Source organism: Methyloceanibacter sp. (assembly GCF_058506495.1).
The window spans coordinates 1-21,814 of record NZ_JBZMXT010000040.1; the positions used below are offsets into that span (position 1 = coordinate 1).

At 55.6% G+C, this 21,814-nt stretch carries 18 protein-coding genes; 10 read left to right on the forward strand and 8 right to left on the reverse strand.

From position 1 onward, the window contains the following. Positions 1-234 precede the first annotated feature (234 nt). The 3 genes from AC33YF_RS08505 to AC33YF_RS08515 all read left to right on the forward strand — a co-directional run bounded on the left by AC33YF_RS08505 (position 235) and on the right by AC33YF_RS08515 (position 2,556). Positions 235-1,167 (forward strand): PAN domain-containing protein, encoded by a 933-nt coding sequence (locus AC33YF_RS08505; protein WP_491776773.1) that lies wholly within the window; start codon positions 235-237, stop codon positions 1,165-1,167. A 373-nt stretch (positions 1,168-1,540) separates the two neighbouring features. Then, positions 1,541-1,864, forward strand: coding sequence for a polyhydroxyalkanoic acid system family protein (locus tag AC33YF_RS08510; protein ID WP_491776774.1), 324 nt, complete (start codon positions 1,541-1,543; stop codon positions 1,862-1,864). A gap of 140 nt (positions 1,865-2,004) precedes the next feature. Continuing rightward, on the forward strand, positions 2,005-2,556 hold the full coding sequence (locus AC33YF_RS08515; RefSeq protein ID WP_491776775.1) for a CIA30 family protein: 552 nt from the start codon (positions 2,005-2,007) through the stop codon (positions 2,554-2,556). A gap of 464 nt (positions 2,557-3,020) precedes the next feature. Here AC33YF_RS08515 and ppsA read toward each other — a convergent pair whose 3' ends face one another. The 3 genes from ppsA to AC33YF_RS08530 all read right to left on the reverse strand — a co-directional run bounded on the left by ppsA (position 3,021) and on the right by AC33YF_RS08530 (position 7,862). Then, positions 3,021-5,411, reverse strand: coding sequence for a phosphoenolpyruvate synthase (gene ppsA / locus AC33YF_RS08520; protein ID WP_491776776.1), 2,391 nt, complete (start codon positions 5,409-5,411; stop codon positions 3,021-3,023). A 259-nt stretch (positions 5,412-5,670) separates the two neighbouring features. After that, on the reverse strand, positions 5,671-6,432 hold the full coding sequence (locus tag AC33YF_RS08525) for a slipin family protein (protein ID WP_491776777.1): 762 nt from the start codon (positions 6,430-6,432) through the stop codon (positions 5,671-5,673). A gap of 11 nt (positions 6,433-6,443) precedes the next feature. Further along, a complete protein-coding gene (locus AC33YF_RS08530) occupies positions 6,444-7,862 on the reverse strand; it encodes an NfeD family protein (protein WP_491776778.1) in 1,419 nt (472 codons plus the stop codon). Between the two features lie 399 nt (positions 7,863-8,261). Between AC33YF_RS08530 and AC33YF_RS08535 the strand changes: the two genes are divergently transcribed. The 6 genes from AC33YF_RS08535 (at position 8,262) to AC33YF_RS08560 (ending at position 14,180) form a co-directional block, all read left to right on the forward strand. Continuing rightward, positions 8,262-8,786 carry an Hsp20/alpha crystallin family protein gene (locus tag AC33YF_RS08535; protein ID WP_491776779.1) on the forward strand — a complete coding sequence of 175 codons (525 nt, stop codon included), beginning with the start codon at positions 8,262-8,264 and terminating at the stop codon, positions 8,784-8,786. A 195-nt stretch (positions 8,787-8,981) separates the two neighbouring features. Then, a complete protein-coding gene (locus tag AC33YF_RS08540; RefSeq protein ID WP_491776780.1) occupies positions 8,982-9,182 on the forward strand; it encodes a dodecin family protein in 201 nt (66 codons plus the stop codon). 555 nt (positions 9,183-9,737) lie between these two features. Then, positions 9,738-10,205 carry a DUF2267 domain-containing protein gene (locus AC33YF_RS08545; protein WP_491776781.1) on the forward strand — a complete coding sequence of 156 codons (468 nt, stop codon included), beginning with the start codon at positions 9,738-9,740 and terminating at the stop codon, positions 10,203-10,205. Positions 10,206-10,417: 212 nt separating this feature from the next. Next, entirely contained in the window at positions 10,418-11,281 is an 864-nt protein-coding gene (locus tag AC33YF_RS08550) for an N-formylglutamate amidohydrolase (RefSeq protein ID WP_491776782.1), read from the forward strand. Further along, positions 11,269-13,176: a peptidase MATCAP family protein gene (locus tag AC33YF_RS08555; RefSeq protein ID WP_491776783.1), complete on the forward strand. Its 1,908-nt coding sequence runs from the start codon at positions 11,269-11,271 to the stop codon at positions 13,174-13,176. The genes AC33YF_RS08550 and AC33YF_RS08555 overlap by 13 nt, the downstream gene beginning before the upstream one ends. Then, entirely contained in the window at positions 13,173-14,180 is a 1,008-nt protein-coding gene (locus AC33YF_RS08560) for an ATP-grasp domain-containing protein (protein ID WP_491776784.1), read from the forward strand. The genes AC33YF_RS08555 and AC33YF_RS08560 overlap by 4 nt, the downstream gene beginning before the upstream one ends. Positions 14,181-14,601: 421 nt before the next feature. Here AC33YF_RS08560 and AC33YF_RS08565 read toward each other — a convergent pair whose 3' ends face one another. The 5 genes from AC33YF_RS08565 to AC33YF_RS08585 all read right to left on the reverse strand — a co-directional run bounded on the left by AC33YF_RS08565 (position 14,602) and on the right by AC33YF_RS08585 (position 20,538). Continuing rightward, the gene (locus AC33YF_RS08565) at positions 14,602-15,225 is read right to left on the reverse strand and encodes a Tll0287-like domain-containing protein (protein ID WP_491776785.1); all 624 of its coding nucleotides are present in this window, start codon (positions 15,223-15,225) and stop codon (positions 14,602-14,604) included. Between the two features lie 422 nt (positions 15,226-15,647). Further along, complete coding sequence (locus tag AC33YF_RS08570; protein WP_491776786.1) at positions 15,648-16,610, reverse strand: calcium/sodium antiporter; 963 nt, start codon at positions 16,608-16,610, stop codon at positions 15,648-15,650. 205 nt (positions 16,611-16,815) lie between these two features. Beyond that, entirely contained in the window at positions 16,816-18,549 is a 1,734-nt protein-coding gene (locus AC33YF_RS08575; protein WP_491776787.1) for a DUF1214 domain-containing protein, read from the reverse strand. Positions 18,550-19,048: 499 nt separating this feature from the next. Further along, positions 19,049-19,465 carry an Hsp20/alpha crystallin family protein gene (locus tag AC33YF_RS08580; protein WP_491776788.1) on the reverse strand — a complete coding sequence of 139 codons (417 nt, stop codon included), beginning with the start codon at positions 19,463-19,465 and terminating at the stop codon, positions 19,049-19,051. Between the two features lie 425 nt (positions 19,466-19,890). Next, positions 19,891-20,538, reverse strand: a complete 648-nt coding sequence (locus AC33YF_RS08585; protein ID WP_491776789.1) for a hypothetical protein — start codon at positions 20,536-20,538, stop codon at positions 19,891-19,893. Positions 20,539-21,217: 679 nt separating this feature from the next. Here AC33YF_RS08585 and AC33YF_RS08590 point away from each other — a divergent pair. Next, a partial coding sequence (locus AC33YF_RS08590) for a bifunctional DNA primase/polymerase (protein ID WP_491776790.1) occupies positions 21,218-21,814 on the forward strand: 597 nt, incomplete at its 3' end.

The following is a 21,814-nucleotide window of genomic DNA, read 5'->3' on the forward strand; positions in this document are numbered from 1 at the left end:
CCCGCTAGCGATCCATACCATCTTGGCAAGGTGAGCGAGCCCAAGCCGACATTACAATGGTGCTTACCTTCGATGAGGCGCGGCGTATTGCGGTCAATGCTTGCAGGTTGCCCGAACTGCTCACCCCAAACCATTGACGTAAGTCAGAGCCCAAGACGTTTGTGCTTCCATGATACGCCTAGGGAGGACAAGCAGGTGAGCGCATCACAGAAGGTACGCCAGAGCTTTCAGTGTGTGCTGCTGATTGGCCTTTCTAGTGTGGCCTTACCGACAGAGGTATCGCCATTGGAGAGCAGTCGCCAGACCACCAGTCGAAATCAAGAGCAGTTTAGGGTTTACGCGAACGCTGATGCGCCGGGTTTCGATTATCATCAGGTAGATCCGCCATCTCTAAGCGATTGCCAATCCCGTTGTGCAGAAGACGCAAAATGCGGGGCGTTTACGTATAACACTGCGAAGAAAGTTTGTTTTCTAAAGCACAAGGCAAGCGCACGGCTTAAGTTCAATACCAGGGCAGTTACGGGCAAAAAGTCTGGTACGAAGAACTTCACAATCAGAAAAAGAAGGGATGCGCCGGGCAATGACTATGAGCGTCTCGACCCGCCCACTTTGACCAGTTGCCAGAGTCTTTGCAGCACGGCGCCGAAGTGCAGGGCCTTCACATATAACGCCGCAAAGAAAGTCTGCTTCCTCAAGCACAAGGAGGACATGTCCCTCGTACCCTTCAAGGAGGCTGTCACCGGCATAAAGGTTGCGCGAACTCCGCCTTCCCGCGAAGGCGGCGCCAAAGAAGTCGCGCTTGAACATTACGGCGGCACCTTCAGGATTCCAGTACTAATCAACGATGTGATGCTACAGCACTTCGTCGTGGACAGCGGCGCTTCGCACGTCACGATACCAGAGGATGTTGCTATGTCTCTTTTGCGTGCCGGAACGATTGACGAAAGCGACATAGGCAGTGAAGGCACATGTGTTCTAGCCGACGGCTCTGAGGCTCGTTGCGACGAAATTCGAATTCGCAAACTTAAAGTCGGCAACCATGTGGTTCAAAACGTAGACGGGCGTATCGTCGGTGTTCAAGGAGACCTGCTGCTCGGGCAAAGTTTTCTTCGTCGCTTCAAGTCTTGGTCAATCGATAACAATCGACAGGTCCTAATATTGGAATGAACGGCGACAATCGGGCGGTCATCGTCAGCCGGCGCCGCGTATCGCCCCATTACTGAACAGCCCATTGCTCGTTGGCGTCTTCCCAGATGAACGTCCTGAGCCCAGCACGTCGTCGTCCCAACTGGCCGAAAGGTCTTGCGTTTGAACCACGGTGTCTTGGAGCAAAATGCGCATCTTCGTGAGCTAGGGGAACGAACAGGCTTACGTGGCTGAGACTTCCGTGCTCGGATTGGAAATCTCGCGATAGAATGGGCGTTCGCTGACCGCATCAATATGGGCATGGACGACTAGGGGCGCCGACGCGTGTTCTTTTGGAGTTGGGCAATCCTGCCTATGTAAGAGAATACGAAGAACAAGAGGCACCGAAGCAAAAATGCCCCAACCCGTTATCGTCACAATTCCCCACCGGCTCGGCAAGGAGGAGGCCCGGCGCCGCCTGCAGGGGGGCTTGAGCAACGTCCAGGCGCATGTGAGTGACAGTCTCGTAATGCTGAAGGACGCTTGGGTCGGCGATCACATGGACTTTCAGGCGCGGTTACTCGGTCAATCCACTACCGGATCGGTGGACGTAGCCGAAGATCATGTGCGGCTTGAGGTGCAGCTTCCGTGGGTGCTGGCAATGGTCGCCAATAAGGCCAAGGCGCTGGTAAAACGTCAGGGACAGTTAATGTTAGAGAAGCCCACTACTAAGCGTTAATGGGCTTGATCAGAAGTCCGCCCTAGGGAGGCCGCAAGCGTGCGCGCAATAATCAGTCGCGTTCATGCCTCGCACGATCCTGAGTTCGATACTTGATGTATGGTCGACGGCAATTTCTGGTACTTGCGGGTACCGGCTTCATGGCATGCACTCGCGCGCGAGCCGAAATAATGCAGTTCACATCCCCAATTATCGATGATCTGAGCCGTGAGCCGCCCCTGGCGGCGATAGGCACGAGCTGGCGGATGTTCACGGACAGGGTCATGGGAGGAGTGTCCGATGGCAGGATGTCCCGAGAACTGGTCGCTGGCCGACAGGCTATCCGCATGAGGGGCGATGTCAGTCTCGAGAACAACGGCGGCTTTGTTCAGATTTCTCTAGATCTCGACCCGGACGGCAAAGCGGCTGATGTCAGCTCTTGGCAGGGGCTCGAGCTAGACGTCTTCGGAAATAGCGAGACCTACGCCATGCATCTGCGTACCGCCGATCTGAGCCGTCCTTGGCAATCGTACCGCCAGAGCTTCTGGGCTGATCCAGAGTGGCGGACCGTTGAACTTCCTTTCAAGGATTTCGTTGAGCATCGTACTGACGTTAGATTGAACACTCGTCGTCTAAAGCGTATTGGCGTAGTAGCCATTGGACGCCCGTTTGTAGCCGACGTTTCCATCGGCGGCGTGCGATTTATAAAGTGACGGATTGATCGCTACTGGACATGTCTGTTTATGGGCGCTGAGCGAACATTCCAAGCTGCCTTTGGTTTGTGCGGCGTGGCGCGTTCATGCCGTAGTGTTCATATCGAACTCAGCCTTTAAGACTAGCCTCATGGCTAACCGAGGGTATCGGCATGAGTAGCCCACGAATTTTGGTCGGGTAGCTCGCGATCAATTTGCTGAAAGTGCGACATTGACAGCTCCGAAGCCCTCCGACCAATGCTCCGAGGCCTCGATTCCGGCAGTAGCGGTCAGCTCAGGTGGCATATGCTTGATAGACTTGGGGCTTAGGAAGGCCGACTCAATGGCCGCGGATGTCTGCTTAGCGGCCTGGACCGGAAATGGAGAGACCGCTTTTGGCTGTCAGCGGATGACGCGAAACAGACATTTATCGGAACCTGTTGTGTAGGCCTGGGCGGCCCGTCATGATCAGTCAGCAACGACTATTATCCCTTCGCTTTCTCCGATATGGCAGCCTCCGCGAGTGCGATCTGCGCTTTAACGCGCAAGAAGCTATCGGGCGTTACGGAAATCGAGTCGATGCCATGCTCGACGAGAAACCGTGCGAATTCAGGGTGGTCGCTCGGGGCTTGGCCACAGATTCCGGTGTGGCTGCCGGTCTTTTTTGATGACGCTAAGAGCCGAGCTATGGTGTCTTTGACCGCTGGATGGCGCTCATTGAACAGACCACTCAATCGTTCGCTGTCCCGGTCGATGCCGAGCACGAGCTGCGTCAGGTCGTTGGAGCCAATAGAGAAACCATCGAAGCGCTGGGCGAATGCCTCAGCGACCACGATGTTGGAGGGAATTTCCGCCATCACATAGATCCTCAGCCCAGAGCGCCCGCGTCTGAGTCCGTGCCTCCCCATCTCTTCGATGACACGATCAGCCTCCTCGGGCGTTCGGCAGAACGGAATCATCATGATGATGTTGGAAAGGCCAATCTCTTCGCGCGCACGGGCGATGGCACGACATTCCAGCCCAAAACCATCGCGATACCCGGGATGATAGTAGCGGCTAGCGCCCCGCCAGCCGATCATCGGATTTTCTTCCTTCGGCTCGAAGGCGGCACCGCCGAGGAGCTTAGCGTACTCGTTCGTCTTGAAATCGCTCATCCGGACTACAACTGGACTGGGGTAGTAGGCTGCGGCGATACGCGCGATCCCACGTGATAGTTTGTCCACGAAGTATTCTGACTTGGTGTCGTAACCAGCCGTAAGACGTTCAATCTCAGCGCGCTCACGCTCGTTAGCTACGTCCTCAAAACGGATCAAGGCCATGGGGTGAACCTTGATATGATTCGAGATGATAAACTCCATGCGGGCCAGGCCAATGCCATCGGCGGGCAAACGCCACCAGCGAAATGCAGCTGACGGGTTGGCGACGTTGAGCATCGCTTTAGTGCGTGTACTCGGGATCTCCGCGATGTCGATCTCGCTTACGTCGATGTCGGCGATGCCGTCATAGACGTGACCTTCATCACCTTCGGCGCAAGACACCGTGACGTCTTGCCCATCGGATAGCTTCTCGGTCGCACCGCTGGCGCCTACGATTGCGGGAAGGCCGAGTTCGCGGCTGACAATGGCAGCATGGCTGGTTCGCCCACCATGATCAGTCACAATTGCAGAAGCGCGTTTCATGATTGGGACCCAGTCAGGATCGGTTATCTTTGTAACCAGCACCGCGCCCGCTTTGAATCGCTCGATCTCTTCGGGGCCATCGAGATGACAGACCTTACCGGTACCAATGGCATCACCAACAGCCAGCCCTGAAACAAGGTGATCCCCCTTTTTTTTCAACTTGTAGGTCTTGAGTTCGCCAGACACCCGTCGGGACTGAACGGTCTCAGGACGTGCCTGCACAATATACAGACGGCCAGTCTTCCCATCCTTGGCCCACTCCATATCCATGGGGCACGCATAGTGTTGCTCAATGAGTACGGCCCAACGAGCGAGCTTCAACACTTCTTGGTCAGTGAGCACGAAGCTACTGCGCTCGTCCTCGGTGGTATCGGTAAGGACGGTCGCACCCGTCATTCCATAGACCATCTTGCAGCGCTTAGCGCCGAGCGACTTCTCGATGATGGGCACGAGCGAAGGTTTGTCGAGTAGAGGCTTGAACACCTGTAGTTCATCCGGCGCGACCATGCCCTGCACCACCGTCTCGCCGAGGCCCCAGGCACCGGTGATGAGAACCGAACGGGGAAAACCCGTTTCCGTATCAATGGAAAACATCACGCCGGAGCACGCGAGATCGGAGCGCACCATAGTTTGCACCCCAACGGAAAGTGCGACACTCATGTGATCGAAGCCGTGGTTCTCGCGATACGCGATGGCGCGGTCAGTGAAGAGTGAAGCGAAGCACTTTTTGCAGGCGTCCGCCAGTGCCTGCTCGCCTTCGACATTTAGATAGGTCTCCAACTGGCCCGCGAAGCTGGCCTCGGGCAAGTCTTCTGCGGTTGCGCTGGACCGGACCGCTACCGAAGTAGCGCCGTCCGCGCTCATATCTCGGTAGGCTTGGTAGATTGCATCCTCTAGGTCCGGCGGCAGTGGAGCGCCGAGAACGAGATCACGAATTGACCTGCCAACTTTGGCAAGATTGCTAAGCTTTTTGTCGAGCAGTGCAATAGTTTGTGCAATACGAGGCTGTAACTTGTTTGACTCGATGAAGTGCCAATAAGCGGCGGCGGTCGTCGCAAATCCCCCAGGCACGTTTATGCCCGCCCCTGCTAGGGTGCCGATCATCTCACCAAGCGAGGCGTTCTTGCCACCGACCGACCCAACATCGATGCGACGAAGGACCGAGAGCGGAAGGACGAAGTCACGCCGATTTCTCATGTTACGGCCTTTGGTCAGGAGTTCTCGTGACGATCATCGTGATTTTTTGCCCTCATAAACAGAATTACCTTCTGGCAGGGTTTTGCCCGCCTTGATTCCTGTCAAGCATTCACACTTCAAGGCCCGAACAGGCCGCAAGAAGTACTAAACCCGCGGCTGCACGTCGTCGCATCGTTCGCTTGTGACAATTGGCGAACGGGCGGGCATTGATGGCTGACGTTCCCGCTGTTCTTAGAAGCAGGCATTCCGCCGGGCTGCGTTATTTGTCCGCTTCAAGGCCAGCGAGGAACTTTCCTGCTTCGACAGGGAAAGGGAACACAATTGTCGAATTCTTTTCGCCGGCAATGACCCCAAGCGTGCCGAGATAGCGCAGCTGCATCGCTTCGGGGCACTGGGCAAGTATCTCTGCGGCATCGAGGAGCTTCTGCGCCGCCTGGTGCTCTCCCTCAGCATTTATAATCTTTGCGCGCCGTTCCCGCTCTGCTTCCGCTTGGCGAGCGATGGCACGAACCATGGTCGGGTCAATGTCGACGTGCTTAATCTCTACATTAGCCACCTTGATGCCCCAGGCATCCGTCTGCGTGTCGAGAATTTCCTGGATGTCGTTGTTCAGCTTGTCACGCTCGGAGAGCATTTCGTCGAGATCATGTTTGCCGAGAACGGAGCGCAGCGTCGTCTGCGCCAGCTGGCTTGTAGCCTGCAAAAAGTCCTCGACCTGGATAGTGGCGCGCTCTGGATCGACGACCCGAAAATAGATCACTGCATTGACTCGCACTGAAACATTATCATGTGAGATCACGTCCTGTGTCGGGACATCTAGAACGCGCGTCCTCAAATCAACTCGCACCATTTGCTGAATGACAGGGATGATTATTATGAGCCCCGGACCCTTCACGCCGGTAAACCGACCTAGCGTAAAAATCACGCCGCGTTCGTACTCGCGCAGGATCTTGATTGCCGCGGCAAGAAATACCAGTACTAGAATGGTGATGACGGCGTAGAAGGATAGATCGATAAACATCTCGGGCTCCTTTAGTTTTTCCCCGTGGCGGTTGGCTCGACCCTCAGAACCAAGCCGTCAACGCCAGTCACACGTACAGGCTGCCCCCTTCTGAGAGGTACTTCAGAGATCGCCTTCCAGCGTTCACCGTGGGCCATGACATGGCCGCGATCGCCGCGCCAATCCGTCACCTCTCCGAGTGCTCCGCTCATCTGCTCGATACCGGTCGCGACTTGGCGTCGATAGGAGGAAATCGCGAGCCGCATCACGACGGCGACTATGACGAGGCTAGTGACTGCCATAGCGCCAATTAAGGCCCAGGACACCTGATACTCCGGCGCATTTGTATCGATCACAATAGCGGCACCAATAACAAAGGCTGCCGCCCCACCGATGCCAAGAGCACCGAATGATGGCGCGAAGGCCTCTGCCACCATTAGCCCGATGCCAAGCATTATGAGACCAACGCCCGCATAGTTTATTGGAAGTAATGCGAGAGCGTAGAGGCCAAGAAGCAGGCAGATTGCTCCAATGATTCCTGGGATCAGCGCCCCAGGGTTAATGAACTCAAAGATCAGCCCATAGACGCCAATAAGCATGAGTATTAGCGCGACGTTTGGGTTGGTGATCGTGGATAGCAGACGCGTGCGCCAATCAGGTTTGATGTACTCAGTCGACAGACCTTTTGTGTCCAAAGCTACTTCTTGAGTGTTGACTTTAACTTTGCGGCCATCTGTCTGTGCGAGGAGATCATCAATATTTACGGCGACGATATCGACAACGTTGCTCTCAAGCGCATCGTTTGCCGAGAGGCTCTCTGCTTGACGGACGGCCCGTTCAGCCCAGTCAGCATTGCGGCCTCTTAACTCCGCAAGTGACCGAATGTATGCAACCGCGTCGTTGACCGCCTTTGCCTTCATGGGGTCAGACGTGCCCGTTGTGGGGTCGTCCTCTTTCTCTTTAGCTCCCCTCTGCTCATCACTGTCTCTCTTTGCGTTATCCCCGTCACGATCGGCGAAAGGCAAGCCACCGCCAATTGATACAGGCGTCGCAGCACCAAGGTTTGTTCCAGGTGTCATCGCTGCGACGTGACTTGCATAAAGTATGTAGGTCCCAGCGCTCGCTGCTCGAGCTCCACTTGGATGCACATAGGCTACGACTGGAACTTTTGAGACAAGGATGGCCTGGTTGATGTCACGCATTGAGACGTCGAGACCGCCGGGCGTGTCAATTAGAAGAATGACTATAGGCGCTCTCCGCTGGGCAGCCGCTTCCAAACTGCGCGCTACATAGTCAGCACTGGCAGGACCGATGGCTCCATCGATCTCGATCACAACAGCGGCATTCCTGTTGACTTGATCATCAGCTGCGTGGGCGCCCAAAAGAACGAAGAGAAGAGCAAAGCTGACGGCCAGAAAATACCTCGACGCTGATACTAACATCTTTTGCATAGGACTGGCTCGGGGGCGCGGACGACCAGAGATTCTCGGCAACGTCATGCTCTTGAGGGACCCTAGACCAAATCGAGTTTAGCGCAGCAACACCATCAACCAGCGGCAGTACAATCAACTAGGACAGTTCACCTGTGCTTGGAACGTAGCCGACCCTAAGCACAAGTCGATAACGTATTGTAAGGGCAGTGACCGCCCTCCCCTTCATTCATGTTCCAGTTTCAGCCAACGGCCAGCAGGGGTCATCTTGCTTGCCACGTGTTCGAGCTTGCGAGACACGCTGTTCAACAAGCCTCTAAGTTATTCCAATCCTGAGGCCTTAGACTTTGACACCGCTCAACGACAAATAGCGTAATGGGTGTTTGTCTCTCCTGCCCCAACTGCATGGAGAAGCAACAGATGGCCAACAAATCATCTAAAGCTCCGGCAAAGCCGGACCAAAGTTCGCGTTACGTCAATGTATGGGATCCGCTATCGAGCTTTCGGCGTGAGTTTGACCGACTGTTCGATGATTTCACTGCTGTTTCAGGCCAGCGAGCGGGCAGCATCCTCAGTGCTGAGCCCTTCGGGCGCAGCGAATTTGGCCTTGGGCAATTACCGGCCGTCGACATCGTCGAGCACGACAAGGACTATCAAGTCACAGCTGAACTTCCTGGCATGGGTGAGAAGGATATTGACGTAAAGTTCGCCGACGGCGTGCTTACCATCAAGGGCGAGAAGAAAGAGGAATCTGAAGAGCAGCAGAAAGACTATTATCGTTCAGAGCGTCGGTTCGGGGCATTTCAACGTTCATTTAGCGTCCCCGATGGCGTCGACGGCGACAAGATTGAGGCAAATGTCAAGGACGGCGTCCTAACGGTTCTTCTGCCCAAGTCGAGTGAGGCACAGAAGCGCGAGAAGAAGATCCAGATCAAAAAGGGTTAAGGCCGAAGCTCGTATCGAAGTCGATGCCACGGGAAATGGCATCTAGCGGTGTGACCGTGTGTAAGCTTCATGTCAGCTTCTTACCGAATGCAGGCTGTCTCAGCGGGCCGTGTTGACCCTCATCAAGGCTAATGCTCAGCGATCGTCTATCTAGAGACCTCACGTAAAGCTCTGCACCCCCAAAAGGAGTTTGTAATGTCCATGCTCAAAGTCATTGAAGTCCTCGCTGAATCCGATAAGAGCTGGGAGGATGCCGCTCAGTCCGCTGTCAGCACGGCTCAGGAGAGCGTGCGCAACGTGCGTTCGATTTACATCAAAAACTTGGAAGCGTCCGTGGAGAACGGAAAAATCAGCAAATACCGTATCAACGGCAAGATTTCGTTCGTACTGGATTGAGCACATCCAGGGCTCACTGCACAATCTGTCAATAGAGCAGCTCCACGCGATAGCCTGGGCTGCCCTAACAGTCGTTTTTTACCCAAGTGTCAAGGAGCGCATCGCTTCTCGCGTAGCAAAGTTGGTGAGCTGTCGGGGGCAAGTCGACGCGATCAGGTCTCGGCGAGCTGCGCCCTACTCTGTTGTTCAGTGTCACCCTACCAAACCTTGTCCGCTGCTCAGCTTCGCTGAGAAAAGAAGGAATGTCCTGAGCCTTTGATCCAAAGCAATTTAGATCAAGCGCTGATTTCATAAAGTCTCATTGTCAGATTTGTTGATTGATCTCTCGTTGGCTCAACACTGTGGCGTGTTCATCTCAATGACCTTCCATAAGCGCATCCTGGAGTGGCAGGCCAATCACCCCAATATCACTTGGATCGGTTGGGGCATTGTTTGGGCGATTGTACTTGCACTTCTCTTGTGGCCTCGACCCTCGCAGTAGTTGGAATCGACGACACGAAGCCGCTCAGCCGCCACGAGCCTAGAGATCACTAAGAGCAGCAAGGGAGGACGCTCATGAGCACTGGCCTCGATATCTTTGATAAAACCGTTCAAGAATCCAATCTATGGCTTAAGGCTGTAATGGATCGGCTCGACACCGCAGACCGCCATCGGGCATATACTTCGCTACGCGCAGTTCTGCACGCTCTTCGTGACCGTATAGGTCCAGAGAGCGCGGCGCATCTCGGTGCGCAGCTCCCCATGCTGTTGCGGGGGCTCTATTATGAAGGTTGGGACCCAACGAACAAGCCGACCAAAGAGCGCCATGAAGAAGCATTCCTTGCGCGTATCGCCCAGGAATTGCCGCGGGCCACGGAGAGCGAGGTGGAACAAGGCGCTCTGGCGGTACTTGATGTGTTGTCGAAGTATGTCGACCAAGGCGCAGCCGTAAAGATCGCTACAATGTTCCCTCACGATTTGCGAAAGTTTTGGCCGAGCTTCATTCAAACCGCAGCTAAGAACCGCCAAGAAGGTACTGCTTAGCTTCGGCTTCCGATTTCGAATCAATGTTTTGGCCGAGCGTTGGGCGAATAACTCGAGGTAGCTCCCTACGTTTAGGAAGCGGCACGCGAGGACCTCTTTACGGTCCCCTTCGAGAGAGCGGTTCTTGGGTGGATAAGCTCGCTTTCGCTTCGTGAATTGGCGGAAAGGTTGGAAGTAATGCGCATCCAGACACTCAGACCTCATTGTTAAACATGAGTAATTCGAGAGCTCAGACACCCGAACATACCGCTCAGGGCGATGTCTTTTGCGCCGATGCCGAATTCGTGCGTCCAGGTGAGCTGTGGCGGATTGAGGCCGGTTCCGGTCCCTTCGTGGGTCTTGCCGTCCATGCTGGCCATGAGTTTCGATCCGACCTGCGATCAGTGCTCGCGATCGACGATCAAACTCGCCTCCGGGAAGAAGATCCATATACTGATCAAATTGCCGCGCTGTGTGGCACGCATATCGTAACTTTCCGATCGCGCTTTGAAGTTGATCTGAACCGCAAGCCCAATGAAGCGATCTGCGTACAGCCTGAAGATTGCTGGAACCTTCGTGTCTGGAAGGAGGATGACGGACTCACCCAGACTATGTACCGCCGTTCGCTGGTGGAGCATGCGGCCTTTTATGAGATGCTAGGTCCGCTCTTGAGCGAGATTGAGAAGCGAGAAGGTCGCTTTCTTGTCCTCGATTGCCATAGCTATAATCACCGACGCGCCGGTCCGGACCAACCAGCTGCTGAGCCGGAGCGCAACCCAGAAATTAATGTCGGTACAGGTAGTATGAACCGCGCTCATTGGGCGCCACTCGTAGATCAATTTATAGGAAACTTGCAGGAGGCAGATTATCTCGGGCGACATCTCGACGTTCGTGAGAACGTGAACTTCCGCGGACGTCATCTCGCGCGTTTCGTTCATACGCATTTTCCTCGTAGCGGCTGCTGCCTTGCTATTGAGGTAAAGAAAATTTTCATGGACGAATGGACCGGTGCACTTAATGAGGCAGCCTTCGAGGCCCTGCTCGCGGCTTTCCGGGTAACACTCCATCGCATTGAAGGTGTTCCATGGACCCGCTGAATGGCAACTCGGATGTTCTCACAACGATCGAGGAAATTGAGCAGATTGTCCTGAAGCTTAAAGCCGGTGAGGTTCTGCGTCAGAAGCTTCCCGGCGACGGACTCATCCATATTGATCGTCCGCAGCCTTTTCTCTGTGTGTATAGGCGTCCCGAAGCCAGACCCGATAAGGGCACTGAGCAGCTCTTGTTGGGGCAAGCATCTTACATTTTGAGTAGCGGATCGGAAGAGCATCAAGCTCTCCTGAAAGCTCTCATCACCAGACTTCTAGACGTAATTGTGGAGGCTTATGGCGCCGTCCTCGTGCTCGAGCTTTGGTCTGCGCCAGACGAATTGCCTGTCACACCGGACGAAGCTCCCGCACGGTTCGGCATAGTTGCAGCACGTCATAGTGTACCGGATGCAACAATCGAATCACTTGAACACTCTCTAATTGCGACAACACATGATAGGACACCCGAGATCACAATCAATTATTCATCGGGCGCAACATCTCCTGGGCTGCCACCACTGCTTTCGCCTGAGGAGGAAGAGCAGCAGAACGCTTATTTGGTAGGCCTGGAAGTTCCTCCGATCTACCGGGATCCGGAAACCGGGAAGGTCGTCCCCGTTGAGCTGAGACGTTTCACGAGGCGGCTCGGGCGGGCTCTCCGGCAGGCCTTCTTCACCTTTGTCCATGCTCGGGCGCGCTACAGGCCCGCGCACTTTGAGGAGCTTGGACAAAGGGCCATGACCCGCGCCGTGTCCATCGCCGATAAGGGCCTTGCCAAAGTTGGTGACTCGTTTGACCTCCTCCTTCACGCGACGCCGGTCAACACGGACGCCGCATATCAACAATTCGTAGACGCCGGTTGCAAAGCCATCCCCGAGTTTCTTTATCGCCCACAGACCATCGATCCGGGAGCACTTAAACTTGCGCTTTACAAGGTGCCGATCGAGCGTATCGAGGACCCTGCTCTATATCACCTATTTGCTGCCCAGCGCGATGAGCTCGATCGTATGATCACGATGATCGCCGACCGAGGCACGCCACACTTCCTACTGGAAAGTCAGCAGGTTTTTGGGCGTCCGGACGAGCGGCTTCTTGGGTTGGCTCATCGGCTCCTCAAGACGCTGCAACCCAAAACGCATGGCAATGGCGATCGGATGGTTGGTGCGGAGTGCTTTGCTGGACTGGCCGAACGCGAACTCGCTCACTATCGCAAGCACTTGCCCGAGCTTCCGGCGCGTGTTGAGCTTCGAAATGACGTTCCCGGTTTGATGGTCTCGCGCGGCCATTTCCTCGTTGGCCATTCCGCGGAAGTGCCTGAAACTCGTGTCAGTGCAACACTCCACCATGAAATCGGAACACACATCCTCACTTACTATAACGGCCTGCAACAACCGCTCTCCCAGTTCCACACGGGAATGCCGGGTTATGAGCAGACGCAAGAGGGTATCGCCATTGTTTCAGAGTATCTTTCAGGCGGACTGACACCGCAGCGAATGCGTCTTCTTGCTGGACGCGTCATAGCCGTCGACAGCGTGGTCGAAGGCGCAGACTTTCTCGAGACTTTCCGACTACTTCACGTCGACCATGGGTTCGGCAAACGGGCAGCTTTCATCATCGCGATGCGGGTGCACCGCGGTGGCGGACTGACGAAAGATGCAGTTTATCTGCGCGGCTTAATTGGTGTTCTCGATCATCTGTCCAAGGGCCAGAGCTTCGATGATCTAATGCTCGGCAAAGTAGCCCTTGACCATATTGAGATTGTCGCAGAATTGCGCTGGCGAGGCGTTATTTCGCCAGGCCCGCTTAAGCCGCGTTATCTGGAAGACCCGGAGGCACTCAAGCGCCTAGCGGCGTTGCACGAAGGCGCGGACTTACTGGCACTCATCGATCGAGGTTTGTCATGAGGCTCGGCTTCGTCATCAATGATCTTGCAACCGAATTGATCGACTACACCACGACACATCTCGCACTTACAGCCCATCGCCGGGGCCACGAGGTCTGGTATGTAGAGGTTGGACGGTTTGCATTGGCTCCAGACGGCCGAGTTCATGCTGATGCGTACCGTCTTGCTGCTAAGCAATTTGCGTCCGCAAGCGATCTGATGGCGTCATTGAGGTCAATTGACCGGGACTGTCTCGACTTAACCGTCGATAAACTTGACGCTCTGTTTCTACGCAACGACCCTGCATCGGACGCGTTAAGTCGTCCATGGGCGCAGCTCGCTGGTGTAAACTTCGGGCGTCTTGCTGAACAAGCCGGCGTAGTCGTCGTTAACAGCCCCGAGGGCTTGTATCACGCGGTCAATAAGCTCTACTTGCAGCTTTTCCCCGCAGAAATTCGGCCACGCTGTCTGATAAGCCGCAACCCCGACGCTGTGAGACAGTTCATGGATGAGCTTCGTGGGCACGTAGTGATCAAGCCACTCCGTGGTTCCGGCGGGCACAACGTGTTCCTTGTTCGCCGCGATGATCTCTTTAACTTCAATCAGATGTTTGAGACCGTAAGTCGGGAGGGATATGTAATCGCGCAGGAGTTCCTCCCTGAGGCGGCCGATGGTGACACGCGACTCTTTCTGCTGGAAGGCGAGATACTAGAAGTAAACGGAGCGGTGGCCGCAATCCGAAGAGTGCCGGCAAAAGGAGATTTGCGAAGCAACATGGCCGCGGGTGGTCACGCTGAGCTCCCTGAGATTACGGATACGATTTGCCAGATCGCAAAAGCGGCGCGGCCACAGTTGAAGGCAGACGGAATGTTTTTGGTTGGTCTCGACCTCATCGACGGCAAAATGGTAGAGGTCAACGTCTTTACTCCAGGTGGGCTCTGCACTGCCGGGCGCCTAGCAGGGGTAGATTTCACGACCCCCGTCATAGAAGCACTTGAGCGGAGAGTTGTGGCGCGACAAGCTTGAAGGTCTACGGGTCGGTGCCACCGCTATTGCGATTCTCACAGCGCTCTTTGATTCGCGTCCCAAAGCTATGGAAGTCGATTAGAAAAATTGGCTTGACCTTTGGAGCAGGAGGAACCTATCGCCCTGGCAGACGAGTGTCCCTACACTCTCTCGGGACACAGATCTTTAGAGGGCTCCGTTAGATGAGGATCAAGATCTAGCCAAGCGGGAGACATGTCGATCTATTCGACTACGGATCATGGGAGGACACGAAGCGTTTCTAGATCTCAATAAGTGGGTGACTTCCGCAGTGTCAGACAAATCGAAACAAGGCAGCTCATCGATGCAAAGCGGCCGCGCGCAAGTGGTAGCGAGGCTGCAGCTGATCAGCTAACGCGGTCAGATCTGGTCGTCGCCAACGACGGGCTTCATCCGAGCGCTCTTACGGGAGTGGCTGCACAATCGTGAAGGCACCGCGCAATTCTCCTTGAGAAAAACCTGTCGCGCGGTCTTCGGGGTACAGTTCCTCAATTTTTGCCTTCACGTTTTGGCTCAAATTCGAACCATGGCAGATAAGGCAAGGCGCTTGCGTCGGGATGGCCCTCATGTAGCGAAACACACGCTCGCCGTTCTTCGTCGTTGTTTCGTAATGCTCGAGGTTTTTCACTTCGGTACCATCGCTAATCTGATCTTGAAACCTCAGCAAGACATATCTCTCCCAAGCATCAGGTGAGTTGGCGGGGTTTCGCAACTTCAGTGCTGTTCGACCGATTGACCAGCCCGTGCTGGCAGCTTTTTCCTTGGCAATCGCCGGAGCTTTGACTTTACACACCGCGATCGCTGCTTCCGGTCCGCCCGCCTGAATGGCACCCATGAGTGTGCCCTTCAATTTCGCCGCGTAATCCTGGGAAAGGTTCCGTGATTGTAAAGCTCTCTCGGATTCGGTTTGTGGGGTGTCCTCTGCTTCCGCCTCCAGCGCCGCAACCGCAAAAAGGAGCGAAAAGGCAATGCAAGCAAGGCCGCCTCTCATTTGGATGTCCTGATTAAGCACCGAGCCGCCCTGCAAAATGAGAGTGACAGGCGGCGCGCCGCATTTGAAGTAACCCTTAGGCGAAGCGCGCGCTGTTCCGCCATAGTTAGCTGACCAAGCGAAACGAGACCTTGTTGCAGATCAAACGAGAGCGGTACGTCGGACCACGCGCGCACCGACGATGTAGTTCATATCCGTGATTTCCTTGGCCTGCCCGCTCGATGTTGCGGAGGTCCGCAAATGGCACTTTGCAGACCTCGATGCCCAAGCTGAGCGCGGCTGCCTATGGCTGCAAAGCGGTCGTCGCAAAGTCGCCTTCTCATGTCGGCCAATGACCGATAGAGGACATAGACAATAGCTTGAGCAAGCCTCTCTTTGATATCGCTGCCTTTCACACCTTTGTCCGACGCACATGCGAACTCGGGCGCGAGATAGCAGATTGAGTTGGCGCGAGAACCTCAACCCCCCAAAGCGTATGCGTAACGGGCAATGATGTAGGCGGCGTAGCTGCAAAGCATGAGCGTCGCCTCACCGCGGCCCAAGCGTGCTCGACTGGCCAAGAGCCCAAGCATAACTGCGGTTGCGCCAATCATGACGACGCCATCCACATAGACCAGGACCGGCGCCACCCTCATCTCTCCAACGAGCGTGGCAACCCCGAAGATACCCAGCAGATTGAACAGATTACTACCTAGGATATTTCCATACCCGATAGTAGATTCCCCGCGCGCAGCAGCGACCGCAGAGGTTGCCAACTCGGGCAGCGAGGTACCAACGGCTACAACGGTAAGCCCGATAAGCGTATCCGAAACGCCCATTGTCGCAGCGAGGTGCGTAGCACCTCGCACAAGAAGCTCCGCTCCTACTGGCAATCCCAAGAACCCAATTGCGACGAGACCAAACATTGGCCAAGGACGCCCTGGAATCGGCGCTACGGTCTCCACAACAGCTTCGGTAGCCCGCATCCGTCGGTCGGCCAGCCGATCCTGCTGGAATTTGAGACCCACGAGGGCAACCAACGCAGCAATCATCAGTGCGCCCTGCCAACGTGGAATGGTGCCCTGCAAGCCGAGCAGAACGATACCGACTGAGACGCCCAGCAGGACGATTCCTTCAGGTTCGAGACCGCGGCGTGCCGCGTCGATAGGCCGGATCAAGGCTGAAATGGCAACTATCAGCAGAATGTTAGAAATGTTGCTGCCGATGACATTTCCTGCCGCGAGGCCCGGGGCGCCTGCGATAACAGCATCCACGCAGACCACGAGTTCAGGTAGTGATGTCCCGAACCCGGCAATCACCATCCCAACCATCAGTCGCGACAATCCGAAACGGATCGCGAGTCGCGCTGCCCCGCGAACTATTGCCTCACCGCCGATCAACAGAAGCACAAGACCGCCAAGCAGTTGGAGCAGTGAGATCATTTGAGGCGTCATGGATGAATCGGGTCAACCCCACTTATTGGCCAAGCAACGAGTCCGTTAATGCTGTCGATGTGATCCCTGACTGAATAGATCAAGCTTTCTTAGCCACTCTATATTTGAGGTCGCGCTTTGCACTTAGTCGACCTTCATCGCGAGGCCGAGAATATCCGCTCATGACCCATCGTGGACTTTGTGCGTGCAAGCATTATCCGGATACCTTCTCTGCCTTGGGCGCTTGCCAGGTCTTCAGTTTCTCTAGGTCCGGCACGTAGAGCCGGAACTGAGAAGCTAGGTCGAGATCTTTGCGCTCGATGGGCAGCCAGTTCTCCTCGGGCACGCCCTCCGGCTTCTCAGCGGCGATGTGGATCTCAATGCCGCCGTCCTCGTCGAGCTTCATTCCGCCGTTCTTCCCGACGCTGTACTTCTTGCGGTCGTTCGGGATGAAGAACCCCTCGGGCAGGTCGTAGAGCGTGAGCGACCAGAACGCCCCGGCAGGTGGCATTTCGTCCGCCGACATGCGGATGACGTAGTCGTGCTGGGCGTTCAGGGGTGCGCCATCCGTGGTGACCAGCTGCGGGTAGACGGCCTCCTCCTGCGGAATGCCGATCGGTCCGGTGATCGAGGTAGCCACGAGCGCGTCAAGACTAGTCTCGCCTTTAGGTTGGAAAATCACCGGCGCAGTAGCATCGTAGATTTCCTGATTGGAGATGTCCCGGAGCCACTGGCGCTGGATCTTCTGGGCCATCTCGCGGACTTGGTTGCCGTCGATCTTGGCGACCTTGTCCGGGTCGTAGGCCCGGCCCGGTTCCACGCCCAGCGGCTTGTAGGCCGCGAGGACCGCCTGGTCCTCGGCATTATCGGCATCGAAGGTCGTGTGGTTGAACACGAACTGCATTACTTCCAGCAGGTTGTTTTCGAAGACATCGAAATCGGTCTCGCCGACCGGCGGGAAGTCGACCTCGCCGAGCGGCTTCGGCTCGCCCCCGCGAAATTCGGAGAGGGGGGTCAGCTTGACCTGCTTCATCTGCTCGACGATGCGCCCGAATCGGGCCTCGTCGTTGCCGTGCGGCATGACCCGCAGGACGGCCGAGACGAAGTCGCCGGTGGCCTCGAAGGTCCGGTCCACGCCGTCCACCGGTCCGCCATCGTATCCCTCGGTCCGCGCCGTGAAGAGGAGCATCTTCTCCGGCTTACCGAAGTCCCACTGCCGGGTCGACATCGGGATGTTAACGTAGTGGTCGTAGCCGGTGACCATGAGCGAGACGTAGTCGGAATCGAAGGCCGGCATCTCCAGGACCACCGGCTCCTTGCGCAGGTCGATCATGCAGCTGATGTAGAGGGTGTCGTTGTTCGGTCGCGCGATCTCCCGCATCGTGTGGTCTTTAAGCTCCGTATCAGGATTGCAGGTGTTCCAGCCTCCCTGCTTAGCCGCGAACTTGTTGTTCACATTGTACATGGCGACATACTGGTAGGAGCGTTTGACGAGGTTTTCGACATCCGCTTCGCTAAGCCGGCCGTCGCTCTCAATTTCCACAGATTGCCCTTCGGCCATTTCACTAAATGGCTGAACGGCTTCCTTAGCCTTATCTAGTACCTCTGCGGCTGCTTCTTTCGCTTTTTCTAGAACCTCTCGCGCCGCTTGGCTGGCTTGATCCAGGGCCTTTGTCGCTTCTTTGGCGTCATCCAGGGCGCGCTCAGCAGCATCCTTCTCGGCCTCTAAGGTAGAATTTGTAATCTCTCTCGCCCGGTCAATCGCGTCCAGGATTGCCTGCTTTGCAGCTTCAATTGCCTCGTTGGTTGTTTCCTTTGCCTCATCAATCGCCTGCTCGGTTGATTGATCGGGACCCTGTGTCTCCATCTCTTCCTCTGCAAACGCTTCTATTGGCAAGAGTGCAAGGACACAGAAGGTTGACACCAAAGCTAGGCTTCTCGCGGTCATTCGCATCTACTCCTTAAAGTGCAGAAAAACTCGGCGATTATCACAACGCTTATCCTAGCGGCTGCCTTTGGCGCAGGTCAGAGCGAAGAATCTCCGCCATGGGCGCATTGCTGACATCAATTGTGATACGCTCGACAGCAGCATTGAGGCTTAGAGCAGTCGCGCTGCATCGGCAGTCCAATCTCAGCGAGTGACCCGAACCAGACGTGGGCTGATGTTTTGTACCGCTCTAGCAAGGGTCGGCTTGGTCAGGTCTGCGCGGTGCCAAAATGCGAATTGCGTCGCAAAACGGCTCCCTCTCGTCGCCTCTAGCTGAGCAAGATGGCCAGCAACTACCGCAGCCGCACGACTCAACTGGCATTCAGGCTTGGCGTTCTGGCACGTCCTAGCTCTCGGGCCTTGAGTCGGTAGGTCACTATCGATGCTACTTTGTTCGCCGTCTAACTCGATTTCGCAGGTCGCAAAGTCACCTCTTCATCTGCGATAACTTACTACCAGTCTACGTCTTCCGCACTTCAATCCTGCGCCCCTCAGTCTTAAGCGGCGTGCGCTTGGCGACCCTCAGGCGGAGAATTCCATCACTGAACTCCGCATCGATTTTCTCACCATCCGCATCTGGTGGTAGTCGGAAGGTTCGCTGAAACGCCCCATACTCACGTTCAGAGAAGAAATAAGTGCGACCTGTTTCCTCACGTTCATATCGCTTCTCACCGCGAACCGTCAGGCTATTGTCCTCAACAGAGACATCGACATCCTCCGTTTTGACGCCAGGAAGCTCGACATTTATCTCATAGTAGTCCTCAAGCGCCGATGCATCGGAACGAGGAGCAAACCAATCCGCGACCCTCTGACCGATATTCCTCAACGGTTGGTACAAGTCGGGCCACCACCCAGCTGTGTGGGATTTCTCGACCATAGACGCCTCCATTCCCAGGTTGCATTCAATAGGACCGGAATGGCATCAGAAATGTCCCGAGTAGCTTTGATGAAGATCAATTAGCCGCAGCAGTCTGGCTTGACGGGAGCTGTATCCGCTCGGCGGCAGGAGGCCTTAGTCCCACGATGAGGCGTGAACCTGGCACGGCTCAAATGCTAATCTAGGAAACTTGCATTTTAGGAGGGACCACGGAGCCCGCTCATCAATTGCAAGGCGCTATGACCAACCACCCTTCCAGCGTGATGAGCATTCCCACGTCTGTGACCAAAACAGATCTGCTTATGTCTAACTGAAATGGCCGGCGCAAAAAAACCAGACCGCCCTCCTCGGGTCCGGTCAGTGCCTACCTTTATCTTCTGAAAGCCGACTCGGTGATCAGCTAATAACAGCCCGCGCAAGTATCCCTACCAATTGGCATGCGGAACGAAATTTCTCGCGCGCTCCCTGCTGGTTGAGCTTTTCTGCCGATGTTGTGGAGATCCTGAATCTGGCTGAGGCCCGTCAGCGACGGGACGGAGCATTGCAGGCGCCGCATCCACAACTTCAGTTGGCGCCGAAACCCTTGTCGTGGAGATGCTGCTCGTGGTGCCGGTGGCGAGCTGCGGACGAGCCTCGGTGTCCTCGGCCAGTACCGGATCAGTTGAGCCGGAGGTGGTCTTTTGGGTCCGGATAGTTTGGGGAGTTTGGAGCATAGCGCTAGCGCTGTCATTGGCTACCGCGGGCAAATGCCCCGGTACAGTGTCTGACGAAAATGCGCGAGGAGCCAAGCCTGGGTCCGCACGAGTTGACCCAATGCTGCCATCCGCAGCCTCATACACAGCTTCGTCCTTTGCGGCCGAGGTGGTTGTTGTCGATCCTTGAGTTTCGGGCAGGATCTGCAGTACCAGTTCGACATCAGTTACTGGCTTTGCCGTAAAAACCATGCCAAGGGCAGCAAGCGAGATCGCAGCGATTAGAAGAGCCGCAAGCCGCGTCTTGAGCTTCGCCCAACCTATCCCAGCCACGCTTTTGTCGAGGTCCGCACTCTCCGCAAGCGAAGAAGATCGGGTCACGATTCGGCATCTAAAGTAATGCAGAAGCCAAACGGCTCCACTGAGAGACGCTCGAAACGTAGCAAAAAACAAGCGTATTAGAGATGATAACATGAGCTTGCAGAGCCAGGCAGCCCGCTGATGGACCATAAGCCGCCGGCGCTGACTCAGGTATTCTTCCCAATAAATGTTTTGATGTCTGACCCCGCGTTCATGCATGTCGAGCATTCGCTTGGCGGCAGCAATAACTTTTCGTAATCCGACCGATGCATGTTTGACGAGGGTAACGTCCGCATCGAAGCGGCTCGCATGATCTACAAGACTCGACACGACTCACTCCAGCCTAACGCAGTGGTACAAAGGTCATCCTTCCAAGGACCAAAGCCCCTGAGGAAAGATGCTCTCGTCGCAGTGTGGCTTGCTGCCACCAACAGATCGAAGCGCAGAGCGGTAAAAAAAGACTGAAGTTCGATCCGCTGGCAACAGGATCGGATAGAAAAATCACGCTATATCATAGACTTAGTTTTTTTGAGGAACTTCGTATTTTAGTGCGGCGGATTGGCCTCCTGACGCAGAGTACGCTTCATAACGACTGGAAAATGCGCCTGGGCGTTTATCGAAGCGCGTCAACATTGGTAGATCTATGGTTACCTCAGCCGGGAGCACCTAGAACCTTTTAAGTTTGGACGGTGTAGCCACAATGGCCACGCAACAGCAAAGCGCGCTTGAGGCTGCCAGGGACTACTTAGCACGAGGGTGGTCCGTCCTGCCCTTGCGCCGGCGGACCAAGCGTCCCCTTGCGCCTTGGGAGCATCTGCAGCACCAGCGCCCCTCCGAACAGGACATCGACGAATGGTTTCGGCGGTGGCCGGATGCCAATATCGGGATTGTCACGGGTGAAATCTCAAATCTTATTGTGCTCGATATCGATCCGAAGCACGGCGGCGATAGTACGCTTCAGAAACTAGAGCAGAAATTCACTACGCTTCCGGCCACCGTTGAGGCTGTGACTGGCGGTGAGGGACGTCACCTCTACTTCGCGCATCCCTGCAGTCTAACTCGCAATCGCACGGGCTTCGCACAGGGAATAGATCTGCGCGGAGACGGTGGCTACATCGTAGCCCCTCCATCGATTCATCCGAGCGGTCGTCCCTACACGTGGGCTGAGAAGCACTCGCCAGAAGAAATCTCGCTAGCGCCCTTGCCGCGATGGATACTCGTTCCAATTCGAGGGCCTCTTGTTGGCCGTTCGCTTCCCCAGTGGCGCCATTTGGTGCGAGAGGGCGTATCGGAGGGG